16 protein-coding genes and 1 pseudogene are annotated in these 22,376 nt (G+C 63.6%); 9 read left to right on the top strand and 8 right to left on the bottom strand.

What is annotated here, in order from left to right; translation table 11 throughout:
* Positions 1–39: 39 nt before the first annotated feature.
* The 3 genes from JQ580_RS16140 to JQ580_RS16130 are packed head-to-tail and all read right to left on the bottom strand — an operon-like array spanning position 40 to position 3,497.
* Positions 40–624, bottom strand: a complete 585-nt coding sequence (locus JQ580_RS16140) for a DUF1254 domain-containing protein (RefSeq protein ID WP_212281046.1) — start codon at positions 622–624, stop codon at positions 40–42.
* The gene (locus tag JQ580_RS16135) at positions 621–1,199 is read right to left on the bottom strand and encodes a DUF1214 domain-containing protein (RefSeq protein ID WP_094896107.1); all 579 of its coding nucleotides are present in this window, start codon (positions 1,197–1,199) and stop codon (positions 621–623) included. Before JQ580_RS16135 ends, JQ580_RS16140 begins: the two co-directional genes overlap by 4 nt.
* 9 nt (positions 1,200–1,208) lie before the next feature.
* Positions 1,209–3,497: a transglycosylase domain-containing protein gene (locus JQ580_RS16130; RefSeq protein ID WP_212281045.1), complete on the bottom strand. Its 2,289-nt coding sequence runs from the start codon at positions 3,495–3,497 to the stop codon at positions 1,209–1,211.
* Between the two features lie 293 nt (positions 3,498–3,790).
* Here JQ580_RS16130 and JQ580_RS16125 point away from each other — a divergent pair, with 293 nt between their 5' ends.
* The gene (locus JQ580_RS16125) at positions 3,791–4,306 is read left to right on the top strand and encodes a YcgN family cysteine cluster protein (RefSeq protein WP_212281044.1); all 516 of its coding nucleotides are present in this window, start codon (positions 3,791–3,793) and stop codon (positions 4,304–4,306) included.
* Between the two features lie 156 nt (positions 4,307–4,462).
* The gene (locus JQ580_RS16120) at positions 4,463–6,046 is read left to right on the top strand and encodes an MDR family MFS transporter (RefSeq protein WP_212281043.1); all 1,584 of its coding nucleotides are present in this window, start codon (positions 4,463–4,465) and stop codon (positions 6,044–6,046) included.
* 4 nt (positions 6,047–6,050) lie between these two features.
* Here JQ580_RS16120 and JQ580_RS34315 read toward each other — a convergent pair.
* From JQ580_RS34315 to JQ580_RS16100, 5 genes and pseudogenes are all read right to left on the bottom strand, one after another.
* Positions 6,051–6,193, bottom strand: a pseudogene (locus JQ580_RS34315) (ATP-binding protein); the annotation flags it as partial.
* A gap of 85 nt (positions 6,194–6,278) precedes the next feature.
* A complete protein-coding gene (locus JQ580_RS16115) occupies positions 6,279–8,024 on the bottom strand; it encodes a thiamine pyrophosphate-requiring protein (RefSeq protein ID WP_283813963.1) in 1,746 nt (581 codons plus the stop codon).
* Positions 8,025–8,069: 45 nt separating this feature from the next.
* Positions 8,070–10,829 carry an ATP-binding protein gene (locus JQ580_RS16110; protein ID WP_311982454.1) on the bottom strand — a complete coding sequence of 920 codons (2,760 nt, stop codon included), beginning with the start codon at positions 10,827–10,829 and terminating at the stop codon, positions 8,070–8,072.
* A gap of 271 nt (positions 10,830–11,100) precedes the next feature.
* A complete protein-coding gene (locus JQ580_RS16105) occupies positions 11,101–11,523 on the bottom strand; it encodes a putative quinol monooxygenase (protein WP_249134208.1) in 423 nt (140 codons plus the stop codon).
* A gap of 23 nt (positions 11,524–11,546) precedes the next feature.
* On the bottom strand, positions 11,547–12,395 hold the full coding sequence (locus JQ580_RS16100) for a VOC family protein (RefSeq protein WP_212281039.1): 849 nt from the start codon (positions 12,393–12,395) through the stop codon (positions 11,547–11,549).
* 288 nt (positions 12,396–12,683) lie between these two features.
* On the opposite strand from JQ580_RS16100, the gene JQ580_RS16095 reads away from it, so the two are divergent.
* The 7 genes from JQ580_RS16095 to JQ580_RS16065 all read left to right on the top strand — a co-directional run bounded on the left by JQ580_RS16095 (position 12,684) and on the right by JQ580_RS16065 (position 20,770).
* Positions 12,684–13,781 (top strand): helix-turn-helix transcriptional regulator, encoded by a 1,098-nt coding sequence (locus JQ580_RS16095; RefSeq protein WP_249134207.1) that lies wholly within the window; start codon positions 12,684–12,686, stop codon positions 13,779–13,781.
* Positions 13,778–14,242, top strand: a complete 465-nt coding sequence (locus JQ580_RS16090; RefSeq protein WP_212281038.1) for a (2Fe-2S)-binding protein — start codon at positions 13,778–13,780, stop codon at positions 14,240–14,242. The genes JQ580_RS16095 and JQ580_RS16090 overlap by 4 nt, the downstream gene beginning before the upstream one ends.
* Before the next feature lie 10 nt (positions 14,243–14,252).
* Positions 14,253–16,496: a xanthine dehydrogenase family protein molybdopterin-binding subunit gene (locus tag JQ580_RS16085; RefSeq protein ID WP_249134206.1), complete on the top strand. Its 2,244-nt coding sequence runs from the start codon at positions 14,253–14,255 to the stop codon at positions 16,494–16,496.
* Positions 16,497–16,504: 8 nt separating this feature from the next.
* Complete coding sequence (locus JQ580_RS16080; RefSeq protein ID WP_212281036.1) at positions 16,505–17,146, top strand: hypothetical protein; 642 nt, start codon at positions 16,505–16,507, stop codon at positions 17,144–17,146.
* Positions 17,147–17,202: 56 nt separating this feature from the next.
* Complete coding sequence (locus JQ580_RS16075; RefSeq protein ID WP_212281199.1) at positions 17,203–17,874, top strand: type 1 glutamine amidotransferase domain-containing protein; 672 nt, start codon at positions 17,203–17,205, stop codon at positions 17,872–17,874.
* A 1,059-nt stretch (positions 17,875–18,933) separates the two neighbouring features.
* Positions 18,934–19,095 (top strand): hypothetical protein, encoded by a 162-nt coding sequence (locus tag JQ580_RS16070; protein WP_212281035.1) that lies wholly within the window; start codon positions 18,934–18,936, stop codon positions 19,093–19,095.
* A 580-nt stretch (positions 19,096–19,675) separates the two neighbouring features.
* Complete coding sequence (locus tag JQ580_RS16065; protein WP_249134204.1) at positions 19,676–20,770, top strand: sensor histidine kinase; 1,095 nt, start codon at positions 19,676–19,678, stop codon at positions 20,768–20,770.
* Positions 20,771–22,376 lie beyond the last annotated feature (1,606 nt).

Below are 22,376 nucleotides of genomic sequence, written 5' to 3'. Positions count from 1 at the left end.
TCACGCTTTTCGCGATGAGAGCTGCCGAACCGGCCGCGCTCACCGCCGGCCGCGCTGTGCCTCGGCTTTGGCGGGCGGCTCGGTCTGCGGGCCGCAGCTCGCGGCGGCGAGTGTGGCTTGCGCCTGCGGCATCAGGCCGGGCTCGGGGGCGAGCGCCTTCATCACGATCAGGCCGGTGGTGCTGGGAGAATCGATGATCAGGCGGTCGGCCGCGGTGATCTCTTCGTCCTCCGGCAGCTCGCTGTGCTGCGCCTCCGTCATCAGGTCGAGCTCAATCACCTTGCGGCCCGCCGAGCGGTCGTTGATGGCGTAATAGGCGATCTCGTTGCGGGTGTAGAACGACACCGAGGTGTAGGCCTGGCTCACCGGCACCGTCAGCTTGATCGGTCCGCTCGAGAGGTCGTAGCGGCAGATCGCCAGCGCAAAGGCGGGATCCATGAACGGCATCGGCGACGTCTGGGGATCGGCGAGGGGAAGCTGGCTGACGCCGTTGAGCTTCGTCATCGGCGTCAGTCGCGAATAGGCGTCCTGCGTTGCGATCCGCGGCAGCGCCAGCACGCTGACGAGGTGGACCACGAGGCCCAGCACCACGCCTGCGACGATGGTGAACAACAGCCGGATCATGAGCAGCCCACCGTCGAAATCGTGGGCATCGGCGCGTCGCGCTGGGTGCGCGTGGCAACGCCGACCGGGGTGTCGTAGAGGCGGAGCATCAGCGCGTAGCGCTCGATGCCGCCGGTCGGCAGCCAGTTGCCGGCGCGCGAGCGCGAGGCGATGCGGATCTCGAACGAGCCGTCGGATTGCCGCACGATCTCCTGGCTGGTGAAGCCGTAGCGCTGCAGCGAATTGGCGACGAGGTGGCCCTTGCGGTCGTACAGCGTCAGCGTCCAGAACCGCGCCGGCGGCGTCACGCCGGAGACGATCACGTCGCAGCGGCCGTCGAGCGCCTTCTTCTTGTCGTCGGTGGTAGCGGTGAAGGCGACGCCGTCGCCGGTGCCGATCGGCAGCTCGCCGTTGCGCACGATGGTGGCGCGCGAGTAGGGGTCGACGTCGGCGGTTCCGGTGCGCGGGCGCGCGGTCCAGGGACCGATGGTCAGCGCGCCGATCTCGGTGCCGCGCGTCGTCGTCATCCAGGTCGCGCCCAGGCCGACCACCGTCGCGAGCAGAAGGGCCGTCAATGTGATCAGGATCAGCCGCACTTGTTTCGATCAGTTCTTGCGCGGGGCGGAAGCGTTGGCACTCTCTTCCGCATAATTCTGCGGGAAGGCGAGCGCGCTCGTCGCCGAGGACGGCCTGCCCGCCTTGGTGTCCGCGTCCGCCGACTTCTTTGCGGTCTTGGCGGCGTCGTCCAGCAGCTTCTCGACGCGCACCAGAATGTCGGCGCCGCGCTTGGTCAGCACCGGCGGCGGACCCGGCTTGGTCTCCAGCACCTTCGGCGCCGCATTGGCCTGCGCATTGCTGACATGCTGCGGCGGCAGCTTCTGCCCCATGCCGATGCCGGGAATCTCCCGGACCTCGACGCCCTGATGGGCCGCGAGCATGATGTCGTGCCAGGTCTGCGCCGGCAGCGAGCCGCCGGTCATGCGGTTGGTCGGCGAGTAGTCGTCGTTGCCGTACCAGACCGCGCACGTGAAATTGCCGGTGTAACCGACGAACCAGGCGTCGCGATATGCGTTGGTCGTGCCGGTCTTGCCCGCGGTCGGAATGCCGTCGAGCGCGGCGCGGCGCGCGGTGCCCTCGCTGACGACGTGGCTCATCATGCCCGCCATGTCGGCGGCGACGGAGGCGGGAATCGCCTGCCGCGGCTTCGGCCCGTCACGGTCCCAGCGCCAGACCGGGTCGCCGGCGCCGGTGCGCACTTCGAGCACGGAATGCGGCGTCACCGCCTTGCCGCGGTTGGGGAAGGTCGCGTAGGCGACGGCGTGCTCGAGCACGGTGACCTCGTCCGAGCCGATCGGCAATGACGGCGTGTCGGGCAGCGGCGCCTTGAGGCCGAAGCGGCGCGCGACCTCGACGATCTTGGCGCGGCCGACCTTGGCCGGGTTCTGCGCCTTGGGCTCGCTCTTCCGGCCGATCTCGATCGACAGCTTCACCGGCACGACGTTGATCGAGCGCGTGATCGCCTGCGTCAGCGTCACCGCGCCGGAATAGGAATGACCATAATTCTGCGGGCACCAATTGCCGATGCAGACCGGGCCGTCGACCACGATCGAGTTCGGCGTGTAACCGTTCAGCAGCGCGGTGGTGTAGACGTAGGGCTTGAAAGACGAACCGGGCTGGCGGTAGGCGTCGACGGCGCGGTTGAACTGGCTGGCGCCGTAGTCGCGGCCGCCGACCATGGCGCGAATGCCGCCGTCGAGATCGGACACCACGGTCGCCGCTTGCGTTGCGTGATAGTCGCGGCCGAACTGGCGCAACTGGTTCTCGACCGCGTCTTCGGCGGCCTTCTGCACGTTGGTGTCGATGGCGAGGCGCACCACGAAGACGCGCTCGGTGTAGGATTTCGGGAAGGTGTCGACCAGCTTTCGCATCTCGTCGAAGGCATAGTCGAGATAGTAGTTCGGCGAGGCCTCGTCGCGGCGATCGACCGCGAAGGCCGGGTTGCGGCGGGCGCCGAACACCTGGCCCTCGGTCATGAAGCCGGCATCGACGAGGTTGTCGAGCACGACGTTGGCGCGGGCGCGCGCCGCAGGCAGGTTGATGTGGGGCGCGTATTTGGTCGGCGCCTTGAACAGGCCGGCGAGCATCGCCGCTTCCGCCAGTGTCACGTCGCGCGCGGACTTGTTGAAGTAGAAATGCGCCGCGCCGTCGACGCCGAAGGTGCCGCCGCCCATATAGGCGCGGTCGAGATACAGCTTGAGGATTTCGTTCTTGGTCAGGCGCCATTCCAGCCAGACCGCGAGGAAGGCCTCGTTGACCTTGCGCTCGATGGTGCGCTCGTTGCTCAGGAACAGGTTCTTGGCGAGCTGCTGGGTGATCGAGGAGCCGCCCTGGCGGACGCCGCCGGCTTGCGCGTTGGTGACGAGCGCGCGCGCGGTACCGGCGATGTCGATGCCGAAATGCTCGTAGAAGCGGCGGTCTTCGGTCGCCAGCGTCGCCTTGATCAGGACATCCGGAAAATCTTCCAGCGGAATCGAATCGTTGTGCTTGATGCCTCGGCTGCCGATCGGCGTGCCGTAGCGGTCGAGGAAGGTCACCGCGAGGTCGGACTTCTTCAGCCAGTCCTCGTCCGCGGTCTCGCGGAAGGCGGGGATGGCGAGGGTGAGCATCACGACCAGGCCGCCGAGGCCAAGGGTTGCGGCCTCCGACAGCGGCTCGATGAACACCCAGCGCTTCCAGCGTCCGACATAGAAGCGGTCCATGAAGGTCGAGTAGCGCTCGTAGAGCTCGCGGATGCCCTTGGCCGAGGAGAACAGCGAGGAGTCGATGCGCGCATCGAGGTCCAGGAAGAAATTCCGGACCTTCTGCTTCCAATGCGATGGTATGATCTGGCGCACCTAGAACCCTTGAGGCTCGCTTCGAAAGCGTTCAAGCACCCGGCCGGGGGCGGCATCGAGACGTCTTGAGGGAATGTTGCGGCAAACCCAAGGCGCCCGGCCAGCATCCGAGGGACTTGCTGTTCCTTCTAGCCGAGCGGGGCCGATAAACCAATGGTCACGCTCGGGATTTTGAACAACAGGCTGAATTGACCCCGTTTCATTCCGGGCCTCAAAGGCGCCTTGCTTGCACCACCCCGGCCGCACGCCCTAGATGGCTTGAGCCGTAGCTCTTTCGAACCTTGTTGAGGCGCATGACCGCAGTTCCCAAACGACCTTCAGGCCAGGAAGGATTCTTCTGGAAAACCAAGACGTTGGAAGAGATGTCGGCGGCCGAATGGGAAAGCCTGTGCGACGGCTGCGGGCGTTGCTGCCTGAACAAGCTCGAGGACGAGGACACCGGGCAGATCTATTTCACCCATGTCGGCTGTAAGCTGCTCGACGGCGCCAGTTGCGCCTGCAAGGACTATCCGAATCGCTCCGACAAGGTTCCGGATTGCGTCCGCCTGACCCCGGCCAATGTCCGCAGCCTGAACTGGCTGCCGCCGAGCTGCGGCTACAAGCTCGTTGCGGAAGGGCGCGACCTCTATTGGTGGCATCCCCTGGTCTCCGGTGATCCCAATACCGTGCATGACGCCGGCGTCTCCGTGCGCGGCCGGGTCGAGGGCAGCGAGGAGGAGATCCCGGACGAGGAGCTCGAGGACCACATCGTGCAATGGCCGGCGCTGCTGCCGAAGCGGGCGCGCTTGAAGCGACGCCCGAAGGACTGAGCCGCCGCACGGCACCCATCACGTCTTCGGGATGACCCGGGGGCGGGATGCACCCATGCGCCGCGATGCCTGCCCGGGACAAATTTTGCTGTTTACATTGGACTGCATAGAACGAATCCTTCGCGGCGTTGCGCCGCCACACGGCACCCGAGCGAGATGAACAAGTTCGACCGGCGGAGCAGTTCTGCCGACATCCAGACGTTGCCCGACGACATCGCCGAGGAGCTGTCGCGGCTTCCAAGCGAAGTCATCAGCGTCGATGATGCCCCGTCGATTGCGCCGCCGGTGCCGCTGTCGCAGGACGAGGTCCGCACCATCGTCATCAGCCTGATGCTGACGATGTTCCTGGCCGCGCTCGACCAGACCATCGTGGCGACCGCGCTGCCGACCATCGGACGCCAGTTCCAGGACGTCTCCAATCTCTCCTGGGTCATCACCGCCTATCTGCTCGCTTCGACCGCGGTGGCGCCGGTGTTCGGCACGCTGAGCGACATCTATGGTCGCCGCGCCATGATCATCATCTCGCTCAGCCTGTTCGTGGCGGGCTCGGTGCTGTGCGCGATCGCGCCGAGCATGCCGATGCTGATCCTGGCGCGCGGCCTTCAGGGGCTCGGCGGCGGCGGCATCATGCCTGTGGTACAGACCGTGATCTCCGACGTCGTCTCCCCGCGCGAGCGCGGCCAGTATCAGGCCTATTTCTCCAGCGTGTGGATGGTCGGCGGCATCCTCGGCCCGGTTATCGGCGGCGTGTTCGCCGAGCATCTGCACTGGTCGATGATCTTCTGGATCAATCTGCCGCTCACGGCGGCGGCGCTCGCGCTGCTGCTGCCGAAGATGAAGAAGATCCCGGTGTTCCACCGCAAGCGCAAGGTCGACTGGCTCGGCGGCGTGCTGCTGATGGCCTCCGCCGTGGTCTTCATGCTGGTGCTGACCTGGGGCGGCACGCGCTATCCCTGGCTGTCGCCGACCGTGCTGGCGATGGTGGGCGGCGCCGTCGCGCTCGCCGTCAGCTTCGTCTGGCACGCGCGTCGCGCGGACGAGCCCTTCCTGCCGTTGAAGTTGCTGACCGGATCGGTGGCGCCGTACGCGATGACCGCCGGTGGCTGCGGGCTCGGCGCGATCACCGGCCTCACCGTGCAGCTGCCGCTTTATTACGAGCAGGTCTACCATCTGAGCGCGAGCGAGGCGGGCCTTGCGCTGATCCCGCTCGCGGCGGTTTCGACCGTTGGCGCCGCCGTCGCCGGCCGTACCATGGCCCGTGCGAAACACTACAAGCGCGTGGCCATCATCGGCACGTCCTGGGCCGCGCTATGCGGCCTCGGGCTCACGTTCACCACTCTGCCGCTGTGGGGCCTGCTCATGCTGATGGCGGCGTTCGCGCTCGGGCTTGGCACCACTTTCCCGGTCTGCGTGGTTTCGCTGCAGAACTCGGTCGCGCGTCCGCAAGTCGGCACCATCACCGGTGCGATGAACTTCTTCCGCTCGCTGATGTCCTCGTTCACGGTCGCCGCCTTCGCCGCGATCCTGCTGATCGCGCTCGGCATCGACGTGCCACTCGCCGGCGAGCACCACGCCGCAGGCGCCGTCGCTATTCCCGCCGACGATATGCGGCACGCCTTCCGCTACGTGTTCGGCGCCGCCACCGCGCTGATGACCACCGCCGCGCTGTGCCTGATCGCGATGGAGGAGCGGCCGCTGGCCGGTCCCTCGGCAACGCAACCCGTCGAGATGGCGGAGTAGGGCGCTAGCCCGCGCCGTTCGGGAAGCTGCTGTTCCGCGCAGCACAATGGTGAATTCGGTGAACTCGCCCGGCGCGGTCGTGACGTCGATCGTGCCGCCATGCTGCTTCACCACGATGTGGTGGCTCATCGACAGGCCGATGCCGGTTGCTGCGCGACGGCATCGCGATTGCAGCGCGGCATCGTGGCGGATTATCACATCCTCCGCGGCCGGAACCAGCGTCCGGCTTGCCTTACGTTCCCGGGCGCGACACCTCGGTTTCCTTGCTGGTGATGAACTCAAGCAGCACCGGAATGCCTTCCTGCGTCTTCTGGATGCCGCGCCTGATCGCAGGGATGATGTCTTCGGGCCTGGTGACCCGCTCGCCATAGCCGCCGAAGGCGCGCGCCATCGCGGCGTAGTCGCCGGAAATGTCGGTCGAGCGATACTTCTCCGTCGAGACCGGCATCACCTTCAATTCGATCGCCATCGAGAAGTTGTTGAGTAGGATCGACATGATCGGAATCCGCTCGCGCACCGCGGTCTCGAAATCCATGCCGGTGAAACCGATCGCCGCATCGCCCCAGACGTTGATGCAGAGCTTGTCGGGTTTGGCCAGCTTCGCGCCCATTGCGAGGCCGAGGCCGTAGCCGAGCTGCGTGGTCTTACCCCAGCCGAGATAGGTGAGCGGTTTCGTCGATTTCCAGAACGGCGAGAGCTGGTCGCGCGGGCTGCCGGCGTCGTGGGTGATGATGGTGTTGTCGATGTCGACTGTGTGCTGCAGGTCCCACAGCACGCGATAGGGGCTGAGCGGCGCGTCGTTGCTGGTGAGCTTCGGCATCCATTTTGACAGCCATTCCTTGTGCGACGCTGCGATCTCGGCCGCGACGGCGGAGGCATCGCGGTCCGCGGTGACGGTCTTGCCGATGTCCTCCAGCAGCGCGTCGAGCACGAGGCCGGCGTCGCCGACCAGGCCGATCTTGGCCTCGACATCCTTGTTGAGATGGTTGGGATCGAGCGTGGAATGGATGATGGTCTTGCCCTTCGGCATCGCGATGCCGAAGTTCGTTTCCGTGAACGAGCAGCCGATGCCGAAGATGACGTCGGCCTCGGCGAGGAATGTCGGCACCGCGCGCGGCACCGCAAGGCCGCCGGAGCCGAGCGAGAGCGGATGCGTTTCCGGGAACGACGATTTGCCCCCCAAGCTGGTGGTCACCGGGATCGCCAACCGCTCGGCGAGCCGCTTCAATTGCGGCCAGGCCTGCGCGTAATGCACGCCCTGGCCGGCATAGATCACTGCACGCCTGGCATTGACGAGCAGCCGGGCAGCTTCCTTCACATGCACGGGGTCGGCGCCATAGCGGGTGCGCAGCACCGGTGTGTAGTCGAGCGGCTCCGGCACCTCCTCGTTCCACATGTCCGCGGGAATCTCGACGATGACGGGCCCGCCGCGGCCGTTCTTCAGCTTGGTGAAGGCGCGGCGGAAGATGTTGGCGACCTCGGCTGCCAGGATGATCGGCTCGGACGATTTCGCGAACGGCTTCATCGCGTCGCTGGAATTGAAGTTCGGCTCGATATGCGCAAGCCGGCGCTGATAGCCCATCGGCAGCACCAGCACCGGGACGGACTCGCCATAGCACTGCGCCACGCCGCCCATCGCGTTCTCCGCGCCGGGCCCATGCTGCATGCAGAACGCGCCGATGGAGAGTCCGGACGTCACCCGCGAGATCGCATCCGCCATGTGGATGCCGACGCGCTCCTGCCGCACCATCACGGGGCGGATATCGGCTTTCGCCGCGTGCTCGATCAGGTGATTGACGGGATAGCCGCAGAGGATCTCGATCCCCTCGCGCCGCATGATTTCCGCAATGGCGGTGCCGAGCTTCATGGCGTCTCTCCCTGGGGGCAGGCCGGTTGATCCGGCCGCTTGGCCTGAGAGGATCAGGAAATTCGGGAAGCGTAAAGCAGGCCGCGGCGAGCCCTGCGGTAGGCCAGCCATGCATCGCCCGGGTGTGGCTGCGCACGACGGCCGCGCCTGCCGCAGTCAGGGTCTCGCTTGCAGTTCGGCCAGAAGGCGCGAGGCGGCAACGAGGTCCTGAGTTTCGAAGCCCTCGGCGAACTCGCCATAGATTGGAGCAAGCAAGCGCGCGGCTTTTGGTCTGCGGCCGGTCGCCATCCAGTGCGCGGCGAGATCGACGGCGATCCGCAGTTCGAACGTTTTGGCGCCTATGCTGCGGGCCTCGGACAGCGCCTGCTGCAGCCGCTTCTCGGCGCGCGCGGGCTCGCTGGTGTGGAAGAGGACAGATGCATCGACGCGCATAAGCTCCGAACGGCACCAGCGTTCGCCCTGCCGCTCCTGGTAGTCGAGTGCTTCCGCGATGGTCCGCTGCGCGTCCTCGATCGAGCCTTGCCTGAGAAGCGCGCGCGCGAGGACCGCGAGATAGCTGCCGATCCGCATCAGGAAGCGGCATTCGATCAGTTCGTCGATCGCGGCCCGGATATCGTCCACCGCGCGCGGATCGCCCCTGAGATCGCGGAGGCAGGCCGAGAAATAGCGCTCCACCGGAACCCAGCGGGAGATGCGCTCCCGTTCGAGATTTTCACGCAGCCGTTCCGCGTAGCTTTCGAGCGCATCCAGATTGCCGGTTTCAAGCGCAATGGGAAGTGCGGCAAGTCCGAGCGCGTTCGACTGGGATACCCATTGACCGCTGCGATCCGCCGCATCGACGGCATCGCGGGCCAGCCTGGCCGCGGTGTCGGACTGTCCCTGCATCCACGCGACAAAGGGCAGATTGAAGCGGACGGTGATGAACCGGTAGACCTCGTTGGCATCCTTGCGGGACCTGCCTTCGGCGAGCGAATGGGTCGCCGCAAGACGATCCAGAACCGCGCGGCTCGTGCTCAATTCACCCGCAAACGCTTGCGCCCAGGCCAGCGCCCGGTCGGCTTCTGAGGTCGATGTCAGTTTGCGGTCGCGATCCGCAAGCCCGGTCGCTTCCTCGAGATAGACGATGGCACGCGGGATATGACCGATCTGCAGCAGGTAGAAGGCGAAGCCGACAAGCGCGCGTTGCTGATAGTCGGTGTCCTTGGCACGTCTTGCAAAAGCGATCGCATCGAGCCATGCAAGCTCGTTTTCGTTGGATAGTTTGCGAGCGTAGAAAAGGCTCCATCCGAGCGCGCAAGCGAGCTTTGCCCGCAGCAGATCGTCGCACTCGATGGTTTTGGCCAGCGCCAGTGCCGAGGCCAGCCGCGCCTGTGCCTCCGACAGGATGGCTGTCTCCGACCACAACGTGATCCCCGCAACCGTCAGCCTGATGCCGAGCAAGGCATCGCCGTCCTCGCCAAAGGCCCACGCCAATGCGGCCCTGAGATCACCGATGCGCCAGAGATAGCGTTGGGTCCAGTCGGCCGGCTCACGCCAGCTCCACTCGTCCTCGGACTGTTCGAACAGGGCAAGAATGCGCTGCGCATGATGGTTGAGAGCTTGTTCGCAAGCAGGATCGGCGCGGCGCCGGTCCGCCGCATAGCGCCGCGTGCTGTCCAGCAGGCGGTAACGCAGGCCGCGCCCGCTTGACTGCGCGCTCAGAAGGGATTTTGCGACGAGGCTGCCGAGCCCGGTGACGACGTCGACCAGATCGAGGCCGGCCGCTCCGGCCACGAAAATCGCGTCCTCGGCTTCGAACGCATCGCTGAACACGGAGAGCAGGGCGAACAGCCTGGCTTCCTTGGAAGGCAGCAGCCTGAAGCTCCAGTCGATCGTGGCCATCAGGGTCTCATGGCGCGGCGAGGCGCCTTCGGCCCTTGGTGCGCGAAAACTCAAATCCTGGTCGAGCGCATCCAGCAGTTCGTGGGGGCCGAACGTTCGGATCTGGGCGGCCGCCAGCTCAATCGCCAGCGGCAGGCCGTCCAGTGAACGGCAAATCGAGGCGATGGCCGCGTAGTCGTCATCGACGAATTCGTAGTCCGACCATTCGGCCGCGCGGCGAACGAACAATTGAACCGCCGGGAATTCGACCGCCTGCTCCGTCGTCGGCACCTGGCCCGGGCTTGGCGCCGGGAGGGAGCCGAGCCGCACGACGTGCTCGGTCGCATTGCCCAGCGGTTCGCGGCTGGTCGCGAGCAGCTTCGAGGGCGAAATGTCCGCAAGGAATCTGCCGGCAAACATCGCGGCGGCCGGCAGCACATGCTCGCAATTGTCCAGGATGAGGAGCATCTGGCGCTGCCTGAGATAGTCGAGCACCGCGGTCAGGCCGTTGTCCGGATTGCCCCTGATGCCCAGCGCCGTGACCATCGCCGCGCCGAACAGGGTCGGGTCCGCGATCGTGGCGAGATCGACGAAGCAGATGCCGTCGCGATAGCGCGAGGCAGTGGCCTGCGCCACCGCAACGGCAACGGTCGTCTTGCCGATCCCTCCCGCGCCGGCCAGGGTCACGTGCCTGAGGTCGACCAGCAGGCGAGCGATATCGGCAATCTCGGCCTCGCGCCCGACGATGACGCGCCGCGATGGCGGCGACGAGGGGATCGGTTCCGCCTGCGCCGGGTGATCCTCGATCTCACCAATGCTCGTTTGCACGTCGGCAACGAACCTGTAGCCCCGGCGGGCCACCGTCGCGATGTAGGCAGGCTCGGTCTGGGTATCACCCAGCGAACGCCGCAAGCTCCACATGTTGACCTTGAGATTGCTGTCGTGAAGGAATGTGCCCGGCCAGGCCGCCTCCATCAGTTCGTCCTTGCTGACCAGTTCGCCGCGACGCTGTACCAGCAGGTGCAACAGCTCGAAGGCGCGTCCGCCCAGTTTCACCGCGCGCCCATCGAGGAGAAGCAATTGGCGGCGGGGGACGAGTTGGTATGGGCCGAAGGAGAAGGTGAGTTCCTGTCGGCGCGTGCCCCGTTGCCGCGTCTCGGTGGCAGTCCGCATTGCTCATTGCCAATCGATCGAAAGATCGCCTAGCAACTATCATGCGCTGCACACATGTTGAAGTGAGCGGTTCTGAATTCGCACGATTGCCCCGCGCAGCTGCCCCTCGGGTGCTGCGACAAATCGCTCGCGCAATCTTTTTGACCGTATCAGGCTATTTTTTGGGCTTGCCGAGTATCGCCATGCGCATGACCTCGACACCGCCGTCGGCAAGGTCCGGCAGCTTGGCGAACCAGTCCTTCACGTAGGGCATCGCATTGTGCGCGTCGAAATCGGCCTGGCTGGCGAAAACCTCGTAAAAGATGAAATGACCGGGTTTGGCGCGATCTTCCTGAAGGAAATAGACCAGGTTCTTGGGATCGCCGCGAACCAGCTCGATCAGCGGCAGCGTAGCGGTGCGCAGTGCGTCCTCCTTCCCGGGCTTGGCGCGGACCTGCGCCACGACGGAATAGGCGCCCTCCGGAATCTCCTGATAGCGCACGCGCGGGGCTTCCTGGGCGATCATGGGTGCGGCGGGCACAGTCAACGCAACGGCGAAGAGCAGGGCGACACGCGTATTGCGGGCGAGAGCTTGCATGACAGAATCCTTCATGTGTCTGTTCAGCGCACGATGCTTTGCTGGCGCTTGGCCAGTGCGTCCGCGAAGCGCTTCTTGACCGGGTCAAGGGCCTTGACGAATTCGAGCTGCTCGCCCTCCGGGCCCTTGCAATAGATCAGCTCCCAGCCATTGGAAGGCTCCGCGGTCACCTTGTTGGTGTTGGTATCGCGGGGCGCGGCCTTGCGGTCCGCTTCGGTCATGACGCGGACGGTTCGGTTGGCCCGCACCTGGGTCATGCCGCGGCGTGCCGATTCGGCTTCGAGGTCGGCGATGAATTTGTTGAAGTCGACGTCGTCGCGCACATAAAAACAGATGTGCATCATGCGCGGGAAGGCCGGGCTCATGTGCTCCACCGGTTCGGCGAAGCTCTTGGCGCTGCCCATCGGCTGGTCGGCCTCGCGATATTGCAGCAGTTCGAGCACCATGTTGTCGAACTGGATGAAGCGGACGTCGAGCCGTTGGGCTCCGCTGCGCAGGTCGGGCACGCCGATGGTCCGCGGATTGACCCCGCGGGCGTTCGCCTCGATCTCCTGGTCGGCCAGCAGCGTGTTCTGCACGCCATCCCCCTGGAAATCGCCATGGCGGAACACTTCGCTGCCGCCGAGCACTTCGGTGTAGAACTGATAGGCCCGCTCCATGTTCTGGACCGTCAGCCCGAAATGCTGGACGCCCTGGAGCCGTGCGCCGAGCGGCGCCTCGTTGCGTTCGGCGGACGACATGGGATCGCCCTTCTGTGCCGCGGCCCTTGCGTCGGTTGTGGTGCCGGCAAGGCCCATGACGACGGCCGCGCCGGTCGTCTGCAACAGGGCGCGGCGGCCCATGCACTTGGTGTTGTCTGCCTGGTCTGTCATGTCGCTCTCCTTGTTTGTAAGGCGTGCTGTCGGCGCTCGAGCGCGACGGCTCTCGTCGGCTGCGAATGGATCTGCGCTTCTGATCCGTTCACTAGCTCAAACGCGGATTGCGCGATTTCCGATTCCTGCGCGATGACGCACGCATCTTGCTTTGGACGGCCGGCGATTTCGAAATCGCACGCCTCCGGCGAAGCCTTCGCTCTGTCGCCGTTTTACCTCTTTTAACCGCGCGCCCTCTGGACTTCGGGCACGCCGCTTGTGAGACATTCGCTTCACGGTGGCGCTGCAATGCCGCAGCTCACCACCGGACGGGAATGGTCGCTCGCTCGCGACAAGGGGGCCTCAATTGCCGCAAGCAAAGCGGAGGTCGTGATGGCGCTCGTGACGCATGGCGATGAAAAATACCGGACCAGCGAGAAGCTCGCGGAGGCCCGCGACTGGCCCGGGCTCAGCATCGAGCATCGCAAGTTCGAAGCGGGCCGCCAGGCCACGCCCGTTCCCGTCTGTAACGAGCTCGTCATGGTGCTGTCGGGCGGCGGGATGGTGTGCCGCGAAGGCAATGGCGAAGTTCAGAAGAGTCTCGCGCGGCCCGGCATGAGCTACCTCGTGCCGGTCGGCACGCAGGAAAGCAGTCTGGAGCTTTCAGACCGGATGGAATGTCTGCATGTCTACCTGCCGCCTGCGTTGCTCGACGAGAGTGCGCTTGCCGATTTCGACATCGATCCGGCCAAGGTGGAGATCGCGTATGCGCACGGTCTTGCCGATCGGGTGCTCTTCCACATTTGTGCGCCGCTTCGCGACCTGTTGCATCGACCCCGACAGCCAACCGATGCGCTGTTCGTGGGAGGAATCCAGGTTGCGCTCGCGGCGCATCTTATGGGGCATTACACGATCGATCGCTGGCAGGCGCCCGGCAAGGCGCTGTCGCTCGATCCGCGGCGCCTGCAGCGCGTGCTCGACTACATCGAGAGCTCGCTCGGCGGCGACATCAGGCTCGAGGATCTGGCCGCGCAGGCCTGTCTCAGCCCTTACCATTTTTCGAGGTTGTTCCGCGAAGCCACCGGTTTGTCACCCTACCGCTATGTCACCGATCGGCGTGTCCAGGCCGCGCGACACGAACTCGCGAGGGACTGCATGTCCCTGGTCGACATCGCCCTGGAATTCGGTTTCGGCTCGCAGGCGAATTTCACGCGCGTGTTCCGCAAGGCTGCAAGCCTTACACCCAGGCAGTATCGCGAATTGTGCGGCGGCCGGGCCGAGGTGACAACCCATCGCGGCATTCCGCAGGGATTGCGCAAGATGCCGCAGGAATCGGAAATACAGCCCGGCGTGCATCCGCTGTGCTGTCGCAGCGACGCGTTACCTCTGGAGGATGGACCGACATGATCGAGCTCACCGTCAATGGCAGCAAGCAGGCTGTCGATGTCGTCCCCGAGATGCCCTTGCTCTGGGTGCTGCGCGACGAGCTCGGACTCACCAGCACCAAATATGGCTGCGGGGTCGCGCAGTGCGGCGCCTGCACCGTTCACATCGACGGCAAAGCGGTGCGGTCCTGCCAAGCGCATATCGGCGAGGTTGCCGGCAAATCGGTCGTGACGCTCGAAGGCCTTGCCAACAAGGAACAGCACCCTGTCGTGCAGGCCTGGATCGAGCATCAGGTGCCGCAATGCGGTTACTGCCAGGTCGGGCAGATCATGCAGGCGATCTCGCTGCTCGCGAAGATCTCCAGACCGACGGATGAGCAGATCGATCAGGTGATGTCGGGCAATCTCTGTCGTTGCGGGACCTACCCACGCATTCGCGCGGCGATCCACGCGGCGGCTGCCAGGAAGATGGCGGAGAAGTGAGATGGGCCACATGCAGAGTCTGTCACGCCGCGTCTTCGTCTTCGGCTCCGCCGCGCTCGCCGGCGGCATCGCCTTTGGCGCATACGGCCCCGCCGAAGCGGCCGCACCCGCCAATGGCAATCCGCTCGCCGCGAATTTGCCGCCCGGTGCCGTGACGTTCAATCCTTGGGTTGAGATCAGCCCTGAGAAGATCACGCTCATCGCCCAGCACGCCGATATCGGGCAGGGCGTCGGCTCCGTGCAGACGATGATGATCGCCGAGGAGATGGATCTCGATCCGGGCCAGTTCGAAGTCCGCTTTGCCGGACCGAGCCCGGCCTATTTCAACACCGGCTTCAAGGAGGAGTCGGCGCCGTTCCTCGCCGCGGACCTGAGCCCCGCCGCCGAAGCGGCGCGCGCCGCGGCCCTTGAAACGCTTCGAAAGTCCGGCGTGCAGATGACCGGCGGCTCGAGCACCGTTCCCGACACTTACGAAAAGCTCCGGCAGGCGGGGGCCGTCGCGCGCGAGACGCTGAAGGCGGCGGCCGCCAAGCGGTCCGGCGTTGCCGTGGCCGACATTCGCACCCAATCCGGCCACGTCATCCTGCCGGACGGCAGCAAGATACCCTATGTCGCTCTCGCCGCGGATGCCGCCGGGATTCCGCCCGTGCTCGATGCGAAGCCGCGTGATCCCTCGACGTGGCGCCTGCTAGGCAAGCCGATGATGCGCCTCGATGTGCGCGCCAAGGTCATGGGCGAGCTGAAGTTCGGGATCGATCAGAAGATCGACGGCATGCTGTTCGCGGCCGTCAAGCTGAACCCCGCCAAGGGACAGCCGATGAAGTCCTATGACGCCAGCAAGGCGCAATCGATGCCCGGCGTGAAGAAGGTCCTCGAGATCAAGAATGGCGTTGCCGTCATCGCCACGAACAGCTGGTATGCGATGCGGGCCGTCGACACTATCAAATGCGAATGGGCGCCCCCGGTCTATCCGGCGGAGCAGGCCGATCATTGGAAGGTCCTGCAATCATCGTTCAAGCCGGAATTCCTGGGCAAGGAGTGGCGGACGATCGGCAACGTGGAGGCGGCCCTGAAATCCGGGACGCGCGTCGAGGCCGAATACCGCGCGCCCTACGTCGCGCATCAGCCGCTCGAGCCCCTCAACGGCATCGGTCTCGTCACCGACAAGGGCATGGAAATCTGGGTCGGGCATCAGAGCCCGCAGGCGGTGCAGTCCATCGCTGCCAACGCGATCGGGCTGAAGCCGGAGCAGGTCACCTTCCACAATCAGTGGACTGGCGGAAGCTTTGGGCACCGTCTGGAATTTGAAAACGTCCGCGTGCTCGCCGAGATCGCAAACCAGATGCGTGGGACGCCGATCAAGCTTCTGTTCTCGCGCGAGGAGGACTTCCTTCAGGACATTCCGCGGCAGATCGCGATCGCCCGCCACCGGGGCAGCATCGCCAAGGGCAAGATCGTTGCGGCCGATCTGCAACTGGCCTCGACCGCTCCGTACAAGGGATTGCTCGAACGCATGGGCTCGCCCATGAAAGAGGCCGATCCACAACTCGCCGCGGGCACGTGGAACGTCTACTACGACATCCCCAATTTCCGGGCCACGAGCTACGAGGCAAAGGGCCTGTCGCCCTCCACCACGTGGCGCTCGGTCGGGGCGTCCACAGCCGGCTTCTTCACGGAAAGCTTCATCGACGAATTGATCCACGCCGCCGGCCTTGATCCGATGAAGGCGCGGATCGAGATGTGCAACGTGCCGCACTATCGCAAGCTGCTGGAGACGCTGGCGGACATGTCCAACTGGAAGGGGCCGCTCGGCAAGGGCAAGGGGCGCGGCGTCGCCTTCGTGGAATCGTTCGGCACGCCGACCGCGGAAGTCGTCGAGGTCACCAAGACCAACCGCGGCATCAGGATCGACAAGGTCTGGGCCGTGGCCGACGTCGGCAAGGTGATCGACCCCGTCAATTTCGAAAGCCAGATGCAGGGGGGTGTCGTCTGGGGCCTCGGCCACGCCATCAATTGCGAATTGACCTACGCCAAGGGCGCGGCGCAGCAGACCAATTACAATCACCACGAAGCCATGCGCATGTACCAATGTCCTGTCATCGAAGTCCGAGGGCTGGAGAACGATCCCAAGGTGAGGGGCGTCGGAGAGCCGCCGGTGCCGCCGGCTGCGCCCGCGCTCGCCAACGCGATCTTCGCGGCGACGGGGCTGCGGATCCGCGAAATGCCCTTCAACAAGTTCATCGATTTCGTGTGAGGCGGGCCATGAAAATATCTCTCGTTGCGTGGATCCTCGTCGGCGTCGCGATATCGGCCGTCACGGGCATCGTCGCGGCCAAGGACGAGGTCAAGCTGGCGGCCAAGGACCTGCTTCCCCCCGGCAGCGTCAGCCGTACCGACGGGCTCGCAGCCTGGAAGCGGATCGAAGCGGTGGTGACGCACCCACGTTGTGCCAATTGCCATGTCGATGCCAAGGCGATCCCGATCTGGACACCGGCAGGGGAAACCAAGCCGCGCGTGCACGGCATGAACATCCACGGCGGCGAGAGCCGCATCGGCACGGAGGCGGTGCCGTGCTCGACCTGTCACATGACATCCACCCAGGCGAACGAGCCGGCCCCGTCACCGCCGCGCGCCGGCATCGACTGGCAACTTGCGCCCGTGGCCTTCATCTGGTTCGGCAAGAGCGGCAAGGAAATCTGCGCGCAGATCAAGGATCCCAAGCGCAACGGGGGGCGCGATGCCGCAGGCCTCGTCGAGCATCTGCGGCACGATGCCTCGCTGAACGGCTTCATTCCGCGTGGCTGGGCACCCGGAGAAGGACGGTCGACACCGCCCGGCACCTTCGAGGATCACGTCAAGGACATGGCGAGGTGGGCAGCGGCCGGGCAACCCTGTCCGAATTGATCTTCCTGCGCGCCGCGCCGGCGCAATCCCACATGGCCTCTCGAAAGGAAGAAATCGTGACACAACATGTCCTCTTCATCGTCACCAACGCAGCCGTGATCGGTCCGCATAGCCGCAAGACCGGCTTCTTCTTCGCCGAGGTCGCCCATCCTTTCGACGTGCTCGACAAGGCCGGCGTCGCGGTCGAGTTCGCATCGCCCGCCGGGGGATGGACGCCTTACGATGCGTATGACGAGAAGGATCCCGCCCAAAAGGAGTTTCTCGCGAGCAAGGCCTTTCGCCGCTTGAATCACAGTCGCAGATTGTCCGAGGTGGACGCTGCCGACTACGACGCCATCCTGGTGCCCGGCGGTCTTGGGCCCATGGTGGACATCCAGCGCAATGCAACGGTCCAGACTGCCATCGTGCGCGCCTGGACCACCGGCAAGCTCGTCGCTGCTGTTTGTCACGGGCCGTGCGCGCTGCTGGGCGTCAACCTCGGTGACGGCACCCCGTTCGTGCGCGGCAGGAAGCTCACGTCCTTCTCGAAGAAGGAAGAGTACGACTACGCTCGCGATGACGTGCCTTACGAGCTCGAGGACGCGTTGAGGGCGGAGGGCGCCGAGTACTCGTCGGCAGCCAACTGGCAACCTCATGTCGTCGTCGATGGCCGGCTCATCACGGGGCAGAATCCTGCTTCGGCCGGACCGCTGGGAAAAGAGTTGCTGTCTGCCCTCAGGGACCGCTGACGTGCTATCTGCAGTTCTGGCAGATCATCAGCTTTCGCTTCAACGCCCCATCTTCCTGGCTGATGCTATCTGCATCGGCATTGGAGCTGGCGTCCCTTGCGGCGCGTGACCTCATTGGCGGTATCGCCTGGTACGGGACGTCATTGTCATCAGCGATGCCGAAGCTGTAGCCGTCGTAGTCCGCGGCCGGATTCGGTGTCGCCAGTGGTCCGCCTGTCGCAGGTGCCGAAGTCGCTCTGCCGGCTGCCGCTGGTGAAGCTCTGTTTGTCGTCACCCGTGCAGGCTTGTTGGCACCCTGCCGTGACGGCGATGCATCGTGCGGAGCGAGCGAAACCGGCGGGGCTCCTGAACTCTGGCCTCTCGCGTCGTCGTGCGGCCAGGCAATGAGCCAGATGAGGCCGAGAGCCAGGAGCGTCACGCTTCTCATCCGCATCCTCTCGGCAGTTCGGGGTCAGCGATCGATGTCATGTGGTCCTGCCGGATCACGACGGGGACAGAGTATCAGGACCAGCATCGCCGTCCAAGCATCATGGCCGCGACAGCTGGTTTCCCGACGATACCGGTTCCTTGAGAACGGCGCGGATTTCGCGAAGGGACGGCAGAGCGCACGCCTCCTTCTTCAAGAGGACCGGCTTCGCGCGCTCCTCTCGATCAGGCCAATCGTCCCCCCTGAGGGGATGGTTGGAGCACCCTGCTTACCTTGCGCTATGGTGGCGGCTTTTGGAGATGCCCATGTCGCCAATACAGTATTGGTTCCCCGGAGCCGTAGCCCTGAGAGGAGTGCACTGGACCTGTTCTGCCTCAGTAGCGGACATCGTGCGGACGCCTTGGCATGGACAGCTTTTGACCCAGAACGGACGTTCGACCATTCCGTACAGAAATCGCGTTTGTTCCCGCTCAAAACCCCGAGTGTCCTAAGTTGATTTTGGGAGCATCCAATCCTGCCAAAGCGGCGGGCGCTGGCCTGCTTTAAACTCTCGGTAGCCATGGCCTAGTCCGAATTGGAACCAAATGTAAACTTTTTAACTTATCCCGCTCTGTATAGTGGGGCGCTTGGAAATGAGCCAACACGACGCAACTCGTTACCGCGAACAGGCAGAATATTGTCTGGCGCAGGCTCGCAAAACAGTTGATCCCAAAGAAGAAGAAACTTGGCTCAAGATCGCGGCCGACTGGGCGCAAATGGCTGACGAATGCTGCGCGAAAGATTCGCGAGGATGAGTAAGGCCGCTACAGTCGGCGGCCTCGGCCTGGGGCGGAAACCGCGCAATGTGCAGACGCGCGGTTCGATTCAGAAAAGCACATGTGGATTTTTCACAAGCCGGTTCGGACTACGCACGCGTAGGTGATTAAGGCGATCTTTTCGATGTGGGTCAAAAGGCGGCGTGGGCAAATCACCATAGGCGCTTCGATGAAGCGGCGTCCTAATTCCCCTCTGCGCGTGTTGAAACAAAAGGCCGCAGTCGGGGGCTGGTGGGACTGGGGCCCAAGCACAGGGTAAGCGGCGCGTTCGGCTAGCAGAGCCATCCTCTACTCGTTTGCCGCGAATAGATAGGGGCCGCGCATTAGGCGGCCCCCCTGCCGGTTGCAATACAGTTCGGGATAGAAATCCAGCCCCGGCGAGCCGAAATTAAAATCCCAAACCGCGAAAAATCAAGTGTCCTAATCCCAAACCGTGTATCCAAAAAACGCAGCAAAATTCGGCAGCGCGTATTGGGTTACCTTCCACCTGAAACTGGCGTCCTTTACTGTAATTCGATCCCGTGTAGAGCGCGGTTAGGACGGCCGCATAAGCGCGGCGATGATGGACGATGAGCGAGCGCCTCGGTTTTTGGCCGGCGGCGGAGAGATGGGCAAGCTCACGAGAGAGTTCGATTGGTCAAAAACGCCACTCGGTCAGCCGGAAGGATGGCCTCAGAGCCTCCGCACAACGGTGCGGCTCCTCCTTAATTCGCGCCATCCTATGTTCATTTGGTGGGGACAAGAACTCATTCAATTTTACAACGATGCCTATCGGCAAACGATGGGGCCCGAACGCCATCCAAGTGCTCTAGGAGCGCGAGGCCGCGAGTGTTGGGCGGAGATCTGGAATATCATTGGTCCCCAGATCGATTATGTTATGGCAGGCTGCGGTGCGACTTGGCATGAAGATCGGCTGGTGCCGGTGACCCGCCATGGTCGTCTCGAAGATGTGTGGTGGACCTATAGCTTCAGCCCTATCGATCTCGACGACAAAGTTGGCGGCGTGTTGGTCGTTTGCAGAGACGTAACCTCCGAACACAATGCCACTCAATCCATAACGCTTATCAACGAAGAGCTGAAGCACCGCGTCAAAAATGTGCTTGCTGTGCTTGGAGCTATGGCCAGCCAGACATTTCATAACGTCGCGAGTAGAGCTGACCTTGCCAAATACCTGGAAAGAGTTTCCGCTTTTGGAAGGGCAAACGACCTGCTAATTGCGGCAAATTGGGCCGCGGCGCCGTTACACGATGTGGTCACCACGGCCTTGCAACCTTATCAAACGAATGAAGGCCAAATTCTTGTTTCTGGTCCACCTCTCTTCGTGAAATCGCAGCAGGCGCTCAGCCTTTGCCTGGCAATACACGAGCTTGCAACTAACGCCATCAAATATGGCTCTCTAAGCGCTGCTAATGGCCACGTTTCAATCACATGGTCGGTCGATGACCGAGACCCGGAACCGCAGTTCGTTTTCGTTTGGCAAGAAATAGATGGGCCACCGGCATCGGAGCCCAGAGAGGCGGGTTTTGGCTCCCGTCTCATTCCGCGCGCCCTGAAAGGCGATTTTGGAGGCTCGGTAGAGATGAACTATGAACAGACCGGCCTGATTTGTCGTTTGACGGCTCCCTTGAATAACTTGAAAAGCCGTTTGACTTGAAAAGCCGCGAGCTCGCCGCACCAAGAACGCTTCGGATTTATCTTTAGAAATTGGATCGCGGTGCGATAATTCAATTTATCGAATGCTGGAGCATCGACTCGCTGCGAAGCACTCTCGCGCAGCCGAGGCACCGTTGAGCCATGTCACGAACAACGGCGAAGATTTTTATCCGTCACTGGCCGACCGCGCGAAAAGCCAGCGGAAAGCCGTCGAGGGCAGCTTTTGGGATGGGAGTAGTTTTAAAACGCAAACGACCCAAATCCAACTCTGAATCAGGACACAATCACCTGAGCAACATTGGCGAAGGTTGCCCGCGCTTTAGAGCAACTGCGACAGAGCCCCGGTCGCGCCAGCCGCGGATCTGGGCTTTTTGCTCTCGACATAAAAAACGCCGCTCCCCTAAAGAGTCAGTCTGGTTCCTCGCGATCGACCCAAGCACTTATTGCTCGTTCGCCCCGAGAGATTTTGTCAGTTTCACGTAAGATTTCCGATTTATCCTTGAAAGCGTCGATCCCATACCGCGCGTGGATCGATAAATTGGAATGGGGCCCCGGTGCGATGCAAGCGACGCCGGGGCTCCTTTATTTCAGAGAGGCCAGTTGCTCCGAAGCACAGCGGATCGTCCGCTACACGCCGACCTGCCGGAGGGGGCCGAAGGCCATGATGCGCTGAAGCTTCCGAACCCGACACTTTTCAAACTTGCAACAAGCAAATGCTGCCTCCCAACCACAGCGGACTAGCGACTAATCAGCAACAAAGCTATTGTGTCCACATCACCGGCTTCGGCTCTGACCGTAGGCGTCGGTGGCTGAGAGATCGTGCGTGCTCCCGCCTGCTATTACGGGAGTGTTGCTATGTCGGATTATTCTCGAAAGATTTCCATTCAGACTGCCCTGATAATCGAAGCGATCGGGCGGACCCGGGACATCTGCGCCCGCTCGCTTGAGGCACTCCGGCAACCCATTCCGAGCACGTTCCTCGGCAATAGAATCCACCCTCCGCCTAAGGCGGAAGAGGATCGTTTCCGAGCCAACGATACAGCAGGGGGCTCGCCGTTGTCGTGCGAAATGAACACGGCCCAGTCCTCGAACGTTCAACCTTCTTAAAGCAGAAGACGCTGCTCCAGAGAGATTGGCCCCCTTCCGACGCAACAAGCGCGCTTCGAGCCCATCATCTGCCGAAGGCCAGATATTGTCAGAGCCACTTCGACAACGGCGGATACACCTCTTTCCCGGATCAGGCGCTGGCTTGAGAGGAGCGAGAGCGACGAACGTCGGCTATTGGCCCCTTAGCTGACTTTGCTGAAGCACCCGAGCCAAGTCTGCTCGTAGCCTGAAATCGGACTTCCGTGCACAGTCCCCGAGATGGCGAATGAATCGGTTTCGGAAAGTTCATCCACCGAAACCCACAATCGCTTGTGGTGGCCGTCAGGCAAAACACACCATCGCTGGGTCGAGTGCCCCTTACCAAAATATTCGTATTTACAGAAGTTCGGTTTTGCCGTACACCTCGCCGCATCCCGCCCGCCACAAGGGGCGTTTCGCGATCGTCACGAGACGCGGGCCGGGATGCGGTGGCCGCGACGGCGTCGGCGCGCGATGGAGCT

It is taken from the genome of Bradyrhizobium sp. SZCCT0148 (genome assembly GCF_018129985.1).
Classification (GTDB): domain Bacteria; phylum Pseudomonadota; class Alphaproteobacteria; order Rhizobiales; family Xanthobacteraceae; genus Bradyrhizobium; species Bradyrhizobium japonicum_H.
This window is presented reverse-complemented; position numbering and strand designations above follow the sequence as displayed.